This window comes from Streptomyces sp. NPDC060194 (assembly GCF_042728285.1).
In the GTDB taxonomy this organism is placed as follows: Bacteria; Actinomycetota; Actinomycetes; order Streptomycetales; family Streptomycetaceae; genus Streptomyces.
Map to the genome: position 1 here is coordinate 16,619 of NZ_JBHWZH010000009.1, position 13,503 is coordinate 30,121.

The window sequence follows — 13,503 nt, forward strand, 5'->3', positions numbered from 1 at the left end:
CGCCGGGCTCGTCCCGTGCCTCATCGCTCGCGCGCCGCCGAGGTGGAGCTCATGTCCGGGTAGCGGGAGCCCGCGACCTGCGCGGCGATCGGCTCCAGCGCGGCCAGCTCCTCGGCGCTCAGGGTGATCCGGGTGGCGGCCGCGTTCTCCAGCAGGCGGGTGCGCTTGCGGGTGCCCGGGATGGGCACGACCGCGAGGCCGTGGACCTGGGCGCGCTGCTGCACCCAGGCGAGCGCGATCTGCGCGGTGGTCACGCCGTGCGCGGCGGCGATCTTGTGCAGGGGCTCCAGGAGCGCCGCGTTCGCCGCCGCGTTGTCGCCGGTGAAGCGGGGCTGGTTCCGCCGGAAGTCGTTCGCGGCGAGGTCCTTCGTCGCGTCGGCGAAGCTGCCGGTCAGGAAGCCGCGTCCGAGCGGGGAGTACGGCACGAAGCCGACGCCCAGCTCCGCCGCCGCGCCGACAGCGCTCTGCTCGACGTCCCGGCTGAAGACGGACCACTCCGACTGCAGCGCGGTGATCGGGTGCACGGCGTGCGCCTCGCGCAGCTCGTCCCCGGTGACCTCGCTCAGCCCCAGGTGGCGGACCTTGCCGGCCTGCACCAGCTCCGCCATCGCGCCGACGGACTCGGCGAACGGGACGGCCGGGTCGCGGCGGTGCATGTAGTAGAGGTCGATGGTCTCGACGCCGAGCCGGCGCAGGCTGCCCTCGACGGCCTGGCGGATGTAGGCGGGGTCGTTGCGGATCGCGCGGGCGTCCGGGTCGCCGCTGCGGTCGATGGCGAACTTGGTGGCGAGGGTGATCTCGTCGCGGTGAGCGGCGACGAAGGGGGCGAGGAACTCCTCGTTGGCCCCGCGGCCGTACATGTCCGCCGTGTCGATCAGGGTGACGCCGGCCTCGACTGCGGCCTCCAGGGTGTCCCGGGCGGCCGACTCGTCGGTATCGCCGTAGAACTCGCTGATGCCCATCGCGCCGAAGCCCTGGACGCCGACGAGCGGCCCGTCGGTGCCCAGGCGTACGGTGTCGATCCTCGTGGTGCCGTCGGTGGTCATCGTGCTGCCTCCGCATACATGTCGATCTTGTAGTCGAGCACGGCGAGCGTGTCCTGCAGCTCCGCCATCCTCGTGAGCACATCCCGCCGGGTGCGCTCCAGCAACTCCTGGCGCTCGGGGAAGGTGTGCTCCCCGGCCCGCACCAGCTCCGCGTACCGGACCATGTCGGCGACCGGCATGCCGGTCAGCCGCAGCTTGCCGACGAAGCCGAGCCAGTCCAGGTCGCGGTTGCTGAAGCGGCGCTGGCCGGTGTGCGACCGGTCGACGTCGGACATCAGCCCGATCCGCTCGTACCAGCGCAGGGTGTGCGCCGAGAGCCCGGTCCAGGCGACGACCTCGCTGATGGTGTACCGGTCCTGGCCGTCGGGCCGGGGGTGGCTCGGGGCGGCCGTCGCGCACCGGTCGGCCAGCGGCTCGGCGGCGTCGTGGTCGATGGCGCGGATGCCGGGGGTGTGGCTGCGGCGTACGGGTGCGGTCTCCGTCACGGTCATGTCGTCCACGCTAGAACCCTGGAGTGCACTCCAGGCAAGCGCAATCCGGGGTCCGTTCCGCGGGACGCTCCGGCGGGTCCGGGCGTACGACCCCCGCCGGTAGGCTCGTACACATGAACAGTCTGGCGATGATCGAGTCCTGGCCGGTGTCGACCGCGGCGGCCGCCGTCGTACGGGCCGACGGGACCGTGCTCGGCTCGCACGGGCCCGCGGAGCACCGCTTCGCGCTCGCCTCGGTCACCAAGCCGCTCACCGCGTACGCCGCGCTGGTCGCGTACGAGGAGGGGGCGGTCGACCTCGACGAGCCCGCGGGCCCCGAGGGCTCCACGATCCGCCACCTGCTCGCGCACACCTCCGGTCTCGCCTTCGACGAGCACCGGGTCACGGGGCGGCCGGGCGAGCGCCGGCTGTACTCCAACGCCGGTTTCGAGGTCCTCGGCGACCACCTGACGAAGGCCACCGAGATCCCCTTCGCCGAGTACCTGCACCAGGCCGTCCTGGAGCCGCTCGGCATGACCGCGACCACCCTCGACGGCTCCCCCGCGGCGGCCGGCGTCTCCACCCTCGCCGACCTCGTCCGGTTCGCCGCGGAGCTGCAGGCCCCGCGCCTGCTCGACCCGCGCACGGTCGCCGAGGCCACGCTGACCGTCCAGTACCCCGGCACCAAGGGCGTCCTGCCGGGGTACGGCCACCAGTCCCCCAACGACTGGGGGCTCGGATTCGAGATCCGCGACGGCAAGTCGCCGCACTGGACGGGGACTTCGTCCTCCCCGCGCACGTTCGGCCACTTCGGCCAGGCGGGCACCTTCCTGTGGGTGGACCCCGACGCGGGCCTGGCCTGCGTGGCCCTCGCCGACCGCCAGTTCGGCCCCTGGGCGACGGAGGTCTGGCCCCCCTTCACCGACGCGGTACTGGCAGAGGCGTCCGCACAGAGCTGACGTACGCGCCGAGAGGCCGCCGACTCCCTTGTCGGCGGCCCCTGTTGTGGCGCACGGGTGGGCGCGCGGTACGGGTCAGCGTGAGACCTCGTGCAGGTGGTCGCGCTGCGGGGCGGGCGGGCCGACGGGGGTGGTCGCCGGGACCGGCGTCGCCTCGCCCTTGCCTCCGGTCGCCCCGCGCCGCAGGCCGACGCCCGCCACCGCCGCCGCGACGAGCGCCGCGCCCAACGGGACGAGCAGCGCGGCCCGGTAGCCGTCGATCATCTCCTGCGGGGAACCCCCGGAGGTGAAGGCCGTGTTGACCGCCGTCACCGCGGACAGGCCGAGCGCGGCGCCGAACTGGAAGGACGTGTAGAGCAGCCCGCCCGCCAGCCCCTGCTCGGCCTCGGCGACGCCGTCGGTCGCGGTGATGGTCAGCGGGCCGTAGGCCAGCGCGAAGGCGATCCCGAGCAGGAGCATGGTCGGGAACATCAGCGCGTACGGCAGGTCGGTGCCCAGCGGCAGGAAGAGCGCGTACGAGAGCGCCGCCGCGACCAGGCCGCCGAGGACGACCTTCGCGTTGCCGTACCGCCGCACGAGGCGGGGGGTGAGGGTCGGCGACAGCACCGCGTCGACGCCGGCGACCAGCAGTGCGAGGCTCGTCTCGATCGTCGACCAGCCGCGCAGCTCCTGGAGGTAGAGCACGGCGACGAACTGGAAGCCGAAGAACCCCGCCGCGAAGAGCAGCCCGATCACGTTCGCCCGGACCAGCCCGGGGTCGCGCAGGATGCCGAGCCGGACGAGCGGGGCCGCCGCACGGCGCTCGATCGCCGTGAACGCGGCGAAGAGCGCCAGGCTCGCGGCGAACGCCGCCGCCGTCCACCCGAGACCGCCGTGCGCGGCGCGCTCGACCGCGAGGACGAGGAGCACGATGCCGCCGGTGACGGCGACCGCGCCGCCGAAGTCCAGCCCGTGCGGGGAGCGTTCGGGGCGCTCGCCCCGCGGCAGCAGCACCAGGGCGGCGACCAGGATGACCAGCGACATGATCACCGGCGCGAAGAACACCCACCGCCAGTCGACCGCCGCGAGCAGCCCGCCGACCACCAGGCCGACGGAGAAGCCGCCGGCCGCGGTCCCCGAGTACACGAGGAGCGCCTTGTTGCGCTGCTCCCCCTCCGCGAAGCCCGTCGTGATGACCGACAGCCCGGCCGGGGTCATGAACGCGGCCGCGACCCCGGTCACGAACCGGGCGGTAACAAGCATCCACCCCTCGGTCGCGAGGCCGCCGAGGCCGGAGAAGAGCAGGAACACGGTGAGCCAGAGGACGAACATGCGCCGCCGGCCGAAGAGGTCGGCCGCGCGGCCGCCGAGCAGCATGAAGCCGCCGTAGCCGAGGACGTAGGCGCTCATGACCGACTGCAACTGGCCCGTGTCCAGGCCCATGTCGGCTCTGATGGCCGGCAGGGCGACGTTGAGCATGGCGACGTCGATCCCCTCCAGGAAGATCGCGCCGCACAGGACGAACAGCACGCCCCATTCGCGGGGGCTCGTCCGGGGCGTGTTCTGCGCTGCGGGCACGGCTGTGGACACGGGGTCTCCTCGGTTGGGGAAGGAACGCGCGACTGCGGTTGCTTCCACCTTCGAGCGGACGACCACCCCGAACAACGACGGGACGCGCAACGGTCGTTCACCCGGGCTGAACGACGAGGGGGACGATGGAACGCCAGGAGATGGACACCTTCCTCACGCTCGCGGAGGAGCTGCACTTCGGCCGCACGGCCGAGCTGCTGCACGTGTCCCGCGCACACGCCACCCAGACCCTGCAGAAGCTCGAACGCCGGGTCGGGGCGGCGCTGTTCGAGCGCACGAGCCGGCGGGTCGCGCTCACCCCCATCGGCAAGCGGCTGCGCGACGACCTCGCCCCGCTGCGGGCCGGCATCGACGCCGCGCTCGACCGCGCGGTCGACGCGGGGCGCGGCTTCGACGGGCGGCTCAGCGTCGGCTTCACCACGCCGTGGTCCGGGGACCTGCTCATCCGGGTCAGCGAGACCTTCCGCCGCCGGCACCCCGGCATCCAGGTCGACTTCTGCGAGGCCCCCTCCGCGTCCCCCTACGGCTCCCTCCGCGACGGCACCTACGACCTCCAACTCACCGAACTCCCCGTCAGCGAAACGGACTTCACCACCGGCCCGGCGCTCATCACCCAGCCGCGCGCCCTCGTCCTGCCCGCCCGGCACCCCCTCGCCCGCCGCGCCTCCCTCTCCCTGGAGGACCTCGCCGACGTGACCCTCCTCGCCCCCGAAGGCGACCTGCCCGACCACCACCTCGACCTCCACGTCCCCACCGCGACCCCGAGCGGCCGCCCCGTCCGCCGCGAGCGCGCCTTCGCCGCGTGGCAGGAGGCCCTCGCCCTCGTCGCCGCGGGCCGCGGCGCGGTCGTCGGGGCGGCGCTCGGCGCGGAGTACCACGTCCGCCCCGGGATCGCCTACGTCCCGCTGTCCGACGCCCCGCCCATCGAGTACGGCCTCGCCTGGCGGCGCACGGGCGCGACGGCCCGGGTCGCGGAGTTCGTCCGGATCGCGGGCGAGGTCGCGTCGGTGACCGCCTGAGGGACGCCCGGCCGCCGGCACTCGAACCACACCGCCTTGCCGCCGGGGCGGGGTGTGACGCCCCAGGCGTCGGTCACGGCGGCGAGCAGCAGGAGGCCGCGTCCGTCCTCCGCGAGGGGGCCTCTGCAGGCGGGCCGGGGGACGCGCGGGTCGCCGTCCGCCACCTCGACGCGGACGGCGTCGCCTCCCGGCAGCCGCTCGACGAGGGTCGTGCAGCGGCGGTCGGGGACGTGGCGGACGACGTTCGCGACCAGCTCCGTCAGGGCGAGTTCGGCGGGGTCGACGAGGTCGGGCAGGTCCCAGGCCAGCAGGTACGTCCGCAGGATGCGGCGGAGGTGGCGCGCGGAGTGCTTGCTCACCGCGAAGTGGGTGCGGTAGGTGGTGGACGGTGCAACGTCCGCCGCCGCGGGGGCGGTTGTGTGATTCATGCCACCAGGGTGCGATCCCGTGACTACGCTGGGCCACGACCCGAAGTCAACGCCGTCAGGCGTTGTCCCAGGAGGTGGCCGCCGTGACCAACATCCGCCCGCTCCGGCCCGACGCGTCCCCGCTCGACTACTTCGGCTCCGAGTTGCGCCGGCGGCGCGAGGAGCAGGACCTCAGCCAGAGCGACCTCGGCAACGCGATCTTCTGCACCGGGTCGCTCGTCGGCCAGATAGAGACCGCGAAGAAGGTCCCCACGCGGGACTTCGCCGAACGCGTGGACGCGGCGCTGGGCACGGACGGGGCGTTCAGCCGCCTGGTGGGCCTGGTTCTGCGGAGCCAACTGCCGACGTGGTTCCAGGCGTACGCGGAGCTGGAGGCGCAGGCGACGTACATCTCCGCGTTTCAGACGCAGGTGATTTACGGTCTGCTGCAGACCGAGGAGTACGCGCGTACCGTGCTCGCGATTGACCATGCGGATGACCTCGACGCGCAGACCGCCGCCCGCCTCGACCGGCAGCGCATCCTCACGGGTGAGGAGCCCCCAGCGCTATGGGTGGTGCTCAGCGAGGCAGCTCTTCTGCAAGAGGTGGGGGGCCGCAGCGTCATGCGGAACCAACTGGCGCACTTGTTGAGTCTGCAAGGGCGGCCGTGGCTCGGCCTTCAAGTGCTGCCGTTCTCGGTAGGCGCGCATACGGGCGTGAAGGGCTCGTTCAACCTCCTCCGCTTCGAGCGGGACCCGGATCTCTTCTACGCGGAGAGCTACGACCAGGGTCACATGACGGCCAATCCGCAAGTGATCAGGGAGCGTTCAGTCGGTTACGCTCACCTGCAAGCAACGGCCCTCTCCCCCGAGGAGTCCGTCGCCCTGATCACTCGCGTGATGGAGGAACGCTATGGGGACCACCCCTGACCTGACCGACGCCCTCTGGCGCAAGTCCTCGTACAGCGGCAGCAGTGGCGACTGCGTCGAGTGCACCACCACCGGCCTGGCAACCTGGCTCAAATCCTCCCACAGCGGCAACACCGGCGGCGAATGCCTCGAAGTCTCCCCCTGCGCCCCCTCGGCCGTCCCCGTGCGGGACAGCAAGAACCCCGCCGGCCCCGTCCTCACCTTCTCCACCTCCGCCTGGACCACCTTCGTCGGCAGCCTCCGCTGACCCGTCCCGCAGGACGCGGAAGGCCTTCGCGCGGCCCAGCGGGCGGACGGCCCGGAAGTCGCGGCGGTCGAGGGTGAGCACCGCGTCGGTGCCGTGGTCGGCGGCGAGGGCGACGTTCACCGCGCGAGGAGAAGGACTCGTCCCCCATCCGGTGGGCCATCGCCGCGAGATGGATCCCCTGCCTGATGATCTCAGGCGGCGAACTCCCACACGAGGAGCTCGCTGTCGGCGAGGGACAGCGCCTCGACGCCTCGGCCGTCGGTGAGGCGGGCCGCGTCGCCGGGGCCCAGGTCGTGGCCGTCGAGGCGGATCGAGCCGTGGACGACGTGGACGTACGCGTACGGCGCGTCGTGGAGCGGGACGCGCTCGCCCGCGCGCGGCCGGGCGACGTGCAGCAGCGCGCCGGCCGCGGGGAGCGCGTACGGCGTGGAGTCGGCGATGCCGCGGACGATGGTGTAGGCGGGGTCGCCGCCGGCCTCCACGGGGGCCAGCCAGAACTGCAGGAAGACCAGGGGCTCGTCACCGTCGTTGCGTTCGACGTGGCGGACGCCGCCCGCCGCGGAGAGGTGCTGGAGGTCGCCGGGGCGGACGACCGTCGCGTGGCCGGCGGAGTCGCGGTGGGTGAGCTCGCCGGTGACGACCCACGTGACCAGCTCGGTGTGGCTGTGGGCGTGCTCCTCGAACCCCGCGCCGGGTTCGAGCCGCTCCTCGTTGACCGCGAGCACCGGCCCGAAGCGCAGGTTGTCGGGGTCGTAGTGCGGACCGAAGGAGAAGGCGTGCCGCGAGGAGATCCCGGCGGCGGGTTCGCCGCCCGGGTAGCGGTCGGCGGCGGAACGTACGGAGATCACGCACCCCACGCTACGGCCTGCGGACCGCCCCGGGCTGCCCGTTCCGCGAGGCGGACGCTCCTGCACCGACGGCGTGTCCCGGGGCGCGTCGGACGGGTCGCGTCGGGCCCGCCGCACCGAGCCGCGTCGCCGATGGTGCAGGCTTGGGTCCGTGGCAGACCCCGCAGTGAACGACACGCACCCGCACATCGCGACCCTCCGGCGCCTGGAGAAGGCCGCCGGGACCCTCGCGGCGAGCGCGATCGCCAGGATGGACGACACGCTGCCGTGGTACCGCGCGATGCCGCCGGAGAACCGGTCGTGGATCGGCCTGGTCGCCCAGGCCGGCATCGCCGCGTTCACGCAGTGGTTCCGGCACCCGGAGTCGCCGCAGGCGATCTCCACGGACGTCTTCGGCACCGCGCCCCGCGAGCTGACCCGCGCGATCACCCTGCGGCAGACCGTGGAGATGGTCCGCACGACGATCGAGGTGATGGAGTCCGCGATCGACGAGGTCGCGGCCCCCGGCGACGAGGGCGTGCTGCGCGAGGCGCTCCTCGTCTACGCCCGCGAGATCGCCTTCGCGACCGCGCAGGTGTACGCGCAGGCCGCCGAGGCCCGCGGCGCGTGGGACGCCCGCCTGGAGTCGCTGGTGGTGAACGCTGTGCTCTCCGGCGAGGCCGACGAGGGCGCGGTGAGCCGGGCCGCGGCGCTCGGCTGGAACTCCCCCGACCACGTCTGCGTGGTGCTCGGCACCGCCCCCAGCGGGGACAGCGAGCTGACCGTCGAGGCGATCCGGCGGGCCGCGCGGCACGCGAAGCTGCAGGTCCTCACCGGTGTGCTCGGCAACCGTCTGGTGGTGATCGCCGGCGGCAGCGACGACCCGATGGCCGTCGCCAAGTCGCTGATCGGCCCGTACGCGGCCGGCGCCGTCGTCGCGGGCCCGGTCGTGCCCGACCTGCTCGCCGCCTCGCGGTCCGCGCAGGCCGCGCTCGCCGGGCTGAAGGCGTGCTCGGCGTGGCAGGACGCCCCCCGGCCGGTCCTCGCGGACGATCTCCTTCCGGAGCGGGCGATCGCCGGAGACCCCGCCGCGCGGGAGCAGCTGGTGGAGGAGATCTACAGACCGCTGGAGGAGGCCGGCTCCGCGCTCCTGGAGACCCTCGCGGTCTATCTGGAGCAGGCCTCGTCCCTGGAGGGCGCCGCCCGGATGCTCTTCGTGCACCCCAACACCGTGCGCTACCGGCTCCGACGTGTGACGGACGTCACCGGATGGTCGCCGTCGGACGTCCGCTCCGCGTTCACGCTGCGGATCGCGCTCATCCTCGGCCGTCTGGTCGCCGTCGAAGCGCAGTCCTAGACTTTTGTCGAACACCAACAACCAGCCCGACGGTTCTTCGTCCTTGTCCCCACCGGCGTAGGGCGCCGTCCACAAGAGAGAGTGTGAGGGTGCTCGTACTCGTCGCTCCCGGCCAAGGCGCCCAGACGCCTGGCTTCCTGACCCCCTGGCTCGACCTCCCCGGCGCGGGTGACCGCCTCGCGGCGTGGTCCGACGCCATCGGGCTCGACCTGCTGCACTACGGCACGCAGGCGGACGCGGACGCCATCCGCGACACGGCGGTGGCGCAGCCGCTGCTCGTGGCCGCCGGCCTCCTGTCCGCCGAGGCCCTGGGCGCGTCCCCGGACGCCGTCGCCGGCCACAGCGTCGGCGAGATCACCGCCGCCGCCTTCGCGGGCGTCCTCGACGCCGGCGACGCGCTGCGCCTGGTGCGCCGCCGCGGCCTGGCGATGGCCGAGGCCGCCGCCGTCACGAGGACGGGCATGGCGGCGCTGCTCGGCGGCGACCCCGCCGCGGTCGTCCCGCACCTGGAGAAGCTGGGGCTCACCCCCGCGAACGTCAACGGCGCCGGCCAGATCGTCGCCGCCGGCACCGCCGAGCAGATCGACGCGCTGGTCGCGGACAAGCCCGAGGGCGTGCGGCGGGTCGTCCCGCTGCAGGTCGCGGGCGCGTTCCACACCCACCACATGGCCCCGGCCGTCGAGAAGCTCGCCGAGGCCGCGAAGGAGCTCGCGCCCGCCGACCCGACGGTCGCGTACGTCTCCAACAAGGACGGGGCCGTCGTCGCGACCGGCGCCGAGGTCGTCGAGCGGCTGGTCGGCCAGGTGGCCAACCCGGTCCGCTGGGACCTGTGCATGGAGACGTTCCAGGCGCGCGGCGCGACCGCGCTGGTGGAGGTGTGCCCCGGCGGCACCCTGACCGGCCTGGCCAAGCGCGCCCTGCCGGGTGTGAAGACCCTCGCCCTGAAGACGCCCGACGACCTCGACGCGGCCCGCGCGCTGATCGCCGAGCACACCGCGGAAGGAGCCTGAGCCCCATGGCGAAGATCAGGGCACGCAAGGGCTCCCCGTACGCGCGCATCCTCGGCGTCGGCGGCTACCGCCCGGTCCGGGTGGTGCCCAACGAGGTGATCCTGGAGACGATCGACTCCTCCGACGAGTGGATCCGCTCGCGGTCCGGCATCGCGACCCGCCACTGGGCCTCCGACGAGGAGACCGTCGCCGCGATGTCGATCGAGGCGTCCGGCAAGGCGATCGCCGACGCGGGGATCAGCGCCGAGCAGATCGGCGCGGTCGTCGTCTCGACGGTCTCGCACTTCGCGCAGACGCCCGCCATCGCCACCGAGATCGCGGACAGGCTCGGCACCGACAAGGCGGCCGCGTTCGACATCTCCGCCGGCTGCGCGGGCTTCGGCTACGGGCTGACCCTCGCCAAGGGCATGGTCGTCGAGGGCTCGGCGGAGTACGTCCTCGTCATCGGCGTCGAGCGGCTGTCCGACCTCACCGACCTCACCGACCGGGCCACGGCCTTCCTGTTCGGCGACGGCGCCGGCGCGGTCGTGGTCGGGCCGGCCGACGAGCCGCACATCGGCCCCACGGTGTGGGGTTCGGAGGGCGACAAGGCCGGCACGATCACGCAGACCGTCTCCTGGGACCGCTACCGGGGCGACCTGTCCGGGCTGGCCAGGGACGCCGACGGCAACGTGAAGTTCCCGGCGATCACGCAGGAGGGCCAGGCGGTCTTCCGCTGGGCCGTCTTCGAGATGGCCAAGGTGGCCAAGGAGGCGCTGGACGCCGCCGGGATCACCGCAGACGAACTCGACGTCTTCATCCCGCACCAGGCCAACATGCGGATCATCGACTCGATGGTGAAGACGCTGAAACTGCCGGAGTCCGTCACGGTCGCCCGTGACATCGAGACCACCGGCAACACCTCGGCCGCCTCGATCCCGCTCGCGATGGAGCGGCTCCTGGCGACCGGGCAGGCGAAGAGCGGCGACACGGCGCTCGTCATCGGCTTCGGGGCGGGGCTCGTCTACGCCGCGACGGTCGTTACCCTCCCCTAGGCGGCGTCCGGGAGGATCCGGACGCCCGCCGAAAGCCACACCCTCCGCACCACGAACACGAAGGAGCGCCACCATGGCCGCCACCCAGGAAGAAATCGTCGCCGGTCTCGCCGAGATCGTGAACGAGATCGCCGGCATCCCGGTCGAGGACGTCCAGCTGGACAAGTCCTTCACCGACGACCTGGACGTCGACTCGCTGTCCATGGTCGAGGTCGTCGTCGCCGCCGAGGAGCGCTTCGACGTCAAGATCCCCGACGAGGACGTCAAGAACCTCAAGACGGTCGGCGACGCGGCGGACTACATCGCCAAGCACCAGGCCTGAGCCCGCGGGCTCCCGGCCCGTTGCCCACGGGGCACCGGGTCCCGGCCGCCGCACCGGCCCGGGGCCCGGCCGCCCGGCCGCCACGCGCAGTGGAGGCCGTAGATCTACTCACACACGTGGAGAACCCCTGTGAGCTCGACCCCTCGCACCGTGGTCGTGACCGGTATCGGCGCCACCACCCCGCTGGGCGGCGACGCGGCGTCCTTCTGGGACGCGCTGGTCGCCGGCCGGTCCGGCGTCCGCCCGCTGGAGGGCGAGCGCTTCGCCGACATCCCGGTGCGGATCGCCGCGCAGATCGCGGTGGAGCCCGGTGAGGTGCTGCCGCGTCCGGTGGCCCGCAAGCTGGACCGCTCGGCGCAGTTCGCGCTGGTCGCGGCCCAGGAGGCGTGGAAGGACGCGGGGTTCACCGCGAAGGCCGGGGACGATGACGCCGTCGACCCCGAGCGGCTCGGGTCGGTCATCGCGTCCGGCATCGGCGGGGTGACCACGCTGCTCGACCAGTACGACGTGCTGAAGGAGAAGGGCGTCCGCCGCGTCTCCCCGCACACCGTCCCCATGCTGATGCCCAACTCGCCCTCCGCGAACGTCGGGTTGGAGGTCAACGCGCGGGCCGGTGTGCACACCCCGGTCTCCGCCTGCGCCTCCGGCGCCGAGGCGATCGGCTACGCGGTGGAGATGATCCGCACCGGCCGCGCCGACGTGGTGATCGCCGGCGGGACCGAGGCGGCGATCCACCCGCTTCCCGTCGTCGCGTTCGCCAACATGATGGCGATGAGCAAGAACAACGACGAGCCCGAACTGGCCTCGCGCCCCTACGACAAGGCCCGGGACGGGTTCGTGCTCGGCGAGGGCGCGGGCGTCGTCGTCCTGGAGTCCGAGGAGCACGCGAAGGCGCGCGGTGCGCGGGTGTACTGCGAGGTCGTCGGGCAGGGCCTGTCCGCCGACAGCCACCACATCGCGCAGCCCGAGCCGACCGGCCGCGGGGTCGCGGCGGCCGTGCAGAACCTGCTCGACGCGACGGGCCTGAAGCCGTCGGAGATCGTGCACCTCAACGCGCACGCCACGTCCACCCCGCAGGGCGACGTCGCCGAGATCAAGGCGCTGCGGCGGGTGCTCGGCGACGACCTCGACCACGTCGCCGTCTCCGCGACCAAGTCGATGACCGGCCACCTCCTCGGCGGCGCGGGCGGCATCGAGACCGTCGCCACGGTCCTCGCCCTGCACCACCGGCTCGCCCCGCCGACCATCAACGTCGGCGAGCTCGACGACGAGATCGCCGAGGACGGCGCCGACATCGTCCGCGACGCCCCCCGCAAGCTCCCCGAAGGCCCGATCACCGCGATCAACAACTCCTTCGGCTTCGGCGGCCACAACGTGGTGCTGGCACTGCGCAGCGTCTGACCACGGCTCACCTGCGGTCGAGGCCCGTCCCCTTGGAGGGGGCGGGCCTTCGCGCGTGCAAGGGGGTGGGCGGGGCGCGGCCTACACGACCTGGTGGAGCCAGCGGACGGGGGCGCCCTCGCCGGCGTAGCGGAAGGGTTCGAGTTCGTCGTCCCAGGGTTTGCCGAGGAGCGCGGCGAGTTCGTTCTCCAGGGTGCTCTCGCCGAGCGCCGCGCGCGCCATCGCGGCGCGGATGCGGTCCTCGGGGACGAGGATGTCGCCGTGGATTCCGGTGACGGCGTGGAAGATGCCGAGCCGGGGGGTGGAGCTGTAGCGCTCCCCCTCCGTCGCCGCGGACGGCTCCGCGGTCACCTCGAAGCGCAGCTGCTGCCACCCCCGCAGTGCCGAGGCCAGCTTCGCCGCGGTGCCGGGGCCCGCCTGCCAGGAGAACTCCGCGCGCCAGGTGCCGGGCGCGGCCGGCTGTCTCACCCAGTCGAGGTCGACGCGGCCGCCGAGCACCCCGGCCACCGCCCACTCGACGTGCGGGCACAGCGCGCGGGGTGCGGAGTGCACGTACAGGACTCCACGTGTCGTCACCGGGACCTCCAGGTGGGTCGGGGCCGCCGTCCCCGGCGACCGCACGCCCGTGCCGAACCACGGCCGGACAGTAACCGACAATAGCCGAACGTTACCGCCCAAACATGACCGAACAGGACAGAACTGACGTGGTGCAATCTAACGAAGCCATGGGCCCGCTCGATCGCGGGGGTGGCCCGCGCGGGCCGATGGGGGCCAAGCTACCCTGCGGCGGAGTCGGGAGTGCGACGTACCGGCGGTCCCGGGAAACAGGGACTCGCCGCACGAATATGCGCGGTTCGCCGACGGCGACGAACGCGCCCGGTCGAAGATGACCAACGATGCTGACCG

General features: G+C 73.2%; 14 protein-coding genes and 2 pseudogenes. 9 read left to right on the forward strand and 7 right to left on the reverse strand.

What is annotated here, in order from left to right; genetic code table 11:
- Positions 1-20: 20 nt before the first annotated feature.
- Together ACFWEG_RS03425 and ACFWEG_RS03430 are read right to left on the reverse strand one after the other, a co-directional pair.
- Positions 21-1,046 (reverse strand): aldo/keto reductase, encoded by a 1,026-nt coding sequence (locus ACFWEG_RS03425; RefSeq protein WP_387208673.1) that lies wholly within the window; start codon positions 1,044-1,046, stop codon positions 21-23.
- Positions 1,043-1,537, reverse strand: a complete 495-nt coding sequence (locus ACFWEG_RS03430) for a MerR family transcriptional regulator (protein ID WP_387208675.1) — start codon at positions 1,535-1,537, stop codon at positions 1,043-1,045. Before ACFWEG_RS03430 ends, ACFWEG_RS03425 begins: the two co-directional genes overlap by 4 nt.
- 113 nt (positions 1,538-1,650) lie before the next feature.
- Between ACFWEG_RS03430 and ACFWEG_RS03435 the strand changes: the two genes are divergently transcribed.
- Complete coding sequence (locus ACFWEG_RS03435) at positions 1,651-2,475, forward strand: serine hydrolase domain-containing protein (protein WP_387208677.1); 825 nt, start codon at positions 1,651-1,653, stop codon at positions 2,473-2,475.
- A gap of 75 nt (positions 2,476-2,550) precedes the next feature.
- On the opposite strand, the gene ACFWEG_RS03440 is transcribed toward ACFWEG_RS03435, so the two are convergent.
- Complete coding sequence (locus ACFWEG_RS03440; RefSeq protein ID WP_387208781.1) at positions 2,551-3,933, reverse strand: MFS transporter; 1,383 nt, start codon at positions 3,931-3,933, stop codon at positions 2,551-2,553.
- 236 nt (positions 3,934-4,169) lie between these two features.
- Between ACFWEG_RS03440 and ACFWEG_RS03445 the strand changes: the two genes are divergently transcribed.
- A complete protein-coding gene (locus ACFWEG_RS03445; RefSeq protein WP_387208679.1) occupies positions 4,170-5,063 on the forward strand; it encodes a LysR family transcriptional regulator in 894 nt (297 codons plus the stop codon).
- Positions 5,064-5,146: 83 nt separating this feature from the next.
- On the opposite strand, the pseudogene ACFWEG_RS03450 reads toward ACFWEG_RS03445, so the two are convergent.
- Positions 5,147-5,491: pseudogene (locus ACFWEG_RS03450) on the reverse strand (ATP-binding protein); the annotation flags it as partial.
- An 83-nt stretch (positions 5,492-5,574) separates the two neighbouring features.
- Between ACFWEG_RS03450 and ACFWEG_RS03455 the strand changes: the two are divergent.
- On the forward strand, positions 5,575-6,399 hold the full coding sequence (locus ACFWEG_RS03455; protein ID WP_387208681.1) for a Scr1 family TA system antitoxin-like transcriptional regulator: 825 nt from the start codon (positions 5,575-5,577) through the stop codon (positions 6,397-6,399).
- Complete coding sequence (locus ACFWEG_RS03460) at positions 6,383-6,646, forward strand: DUF397 domain-containing protein (protein ID WP_387208683.1); 264 nt, start codon at positions 6,383-6,385, stop codon at positions 6,644-6,646. The genes ACFWEG_RS03455 and ACFWEG_RS03460 overlap by 17 nt, the downstream gene beginning before the upstream one ends.
- 3 nt (positions 6,647-6,649) lie before the next feature.
- Here the strand turns inward: ACFWEG_RS03460 and ACFWEG_RS03465 are convergent.
- Positions 6,650-6,769 (reverse strand): annotated as a pseudogene (locus ACFWEG_RS03465) (VapC toxin family PIN domain ribonuclease); the annotation flags it as partial.
- A 68-nt stretch (positions 6,770-6,837) separates the two neighbouring features.
- On the reverse strand, positions 6,838-7,494 hold the full coding sequence (locus ACFWEG_RS03470) for a pirin family protein (RefSeq protein ID WP_387208685.1): 657 nt from the start codon (positions 7,492-7,494) through the stop codon (positions 6,838-6,840).
- Between the two features lie 151 nt (positions 7,495-7,645).
- On the opposite strand from ACFWEG_RS03470, the gene ACFWEG_RS03475 reads away from it, so the two are divergent.
- The 5 genes from ACFWEG_RS03475 (at position 7,646) to fabF (ending at position 12,597) form a co-directional block, all read left to right on the forward strand.
- Positions 7,646-8,830 carry a PucR family transcriptional regulator gene (locus ACFWEG_RS03475; RefSeq protein ID WP_387208687.1) on the forward strand — a complete coding sequence of 395 codons (1,185 nt, stop codon included), beginning with the start codon at positions 7,646-7,648 and terminating at the stop codon, positions 8,828-8,830.
- Between the two features lie 89 nt (positions 8,831-8,919).
- Positions 8,920-9,840 (forward strand): ACP S-malonyltransferase, encoded by a 921-nt coding sequence (locus tag ACFWEG_RS03480; RefSeq protein ID WP_387208689.1) that lies wholly within the window; start codon positions 8,920-8,922, stop codon positions 9,838-9,840.
- Between the two features lie 5 nt (positions 9,841-9,845).
- Positions 9,846-10,874 carry a ketoacyl-ACP synthase III gene (locus tag ACFWEG_RS03485; protein ID WP_387208691.1) on the forward strand — a complete coding sequence of 343 codons (1,029 nt, stop codon included), beginning with the start codon at positions 9,846-9,848 and terminating at the stop codon, positions 10,872-10,874.
- A gap of 73 nt (positions 10,875-10,947) precedes the next feature.
- The gene (locus ACFWEG_RS03490) at positions 10,948-11,196 is read left to right on the forward strand and encodes an acyl carrier protein (protein WP_387208693.1); all 249 of its coding nucleotides are present in this window, start codon (positions 10,948-10,950) and stop codon (positions 11,194-11,196) included.
- Between the two features lie 129 nt (positions 11,197-11,325).
- The gene (gene fabF / locus ACFWEG_RS03495) at positions 11,326-12,597 is read left to right on the forward strand and encodes a beta-ketoacyl-ACP synthase II (protein ID WP_387208695.1); all 1,272 of its coding nucleotides are present in this window, start codon (positions 11,326-11,328) and stop codon (positions 12,595-12,597) included.
- An 81-nt stretch (positions 12,598-12,678) separates the two neighbouring features.
- Here fabF and ACFWEG_RS03500 read toward each other — a convergent pair whose 3' ends face one another.
- On the reverse strand, positions 12,679-13,173 hold the full coding sequence (locus ACFWEG_RS03500; protein WP_387208697.1) for a DUF3145 domain-containing protein: 495 nt from the start codon (positions 13,171-13,173) through the stop codon (positions 12,679-12,681).
- Positions 13,174-13,503 lie beyond the last annotated feature (330 nt).

Coding starts and splice junctions, on each gene's coding strand:
- ACFWEG_RS03425 (WP_387208673.1), bottom strand. CDS start 1,046: ATGACCACCGACGGCACCACGAGGATCGACACCGTACGCCTGGGCACC.
- ACFWEG_RS03430 (WP_387208675.1), bottom strand. CDS start 1,537: ATGACCGTGACGGAGACCGCACCCGTACGCCGCAGCCACACCCCCGGC.
- ACFWEG_RS03435 (WP_387208677.1), top strand. CDS start 1,651: ATGAACAGTCTGGCGATGATCGAGTCCTGGCCGGTGTCGACCGCGGCG.
- ACFWEG_RS03440 (WP_387208781.1), bottom strand. CDS start 3,933: ATGCTCAACGTCGCCCTGCCGGCCATCAGAGCCGACATGGGCCTGGAC.
- ACFWEG_RS03445 (WP_387208679.1), top strand. CDS start 4,170: ATGGAACGCCAGGAGATGGACACCTTCCTCACGCTCGCGGAGGAGCTG.
- ACFWEG_RS03460 (WP_387208683.1), top strand. CDS start 6,383: ATGGGGACCACCCCTGACCTGACCGACGCCCTCTGGCGCAAGTCCTCG.
- ACFWEG_RS03485 (WP_387208691.1), top strand. CDS start 9,846: ATGGCGAAGATCAGGGCACGCAAGGGCTCCCCGTACGCGCGCATCCTC.
- ACFWEG_RS03490 (WP_387208693.1), top strand. CDS start 10,948: ATGGCCGCCACCCAGGAAGAAATCGTCGCCGGTCTCGCCGAGATCGTG.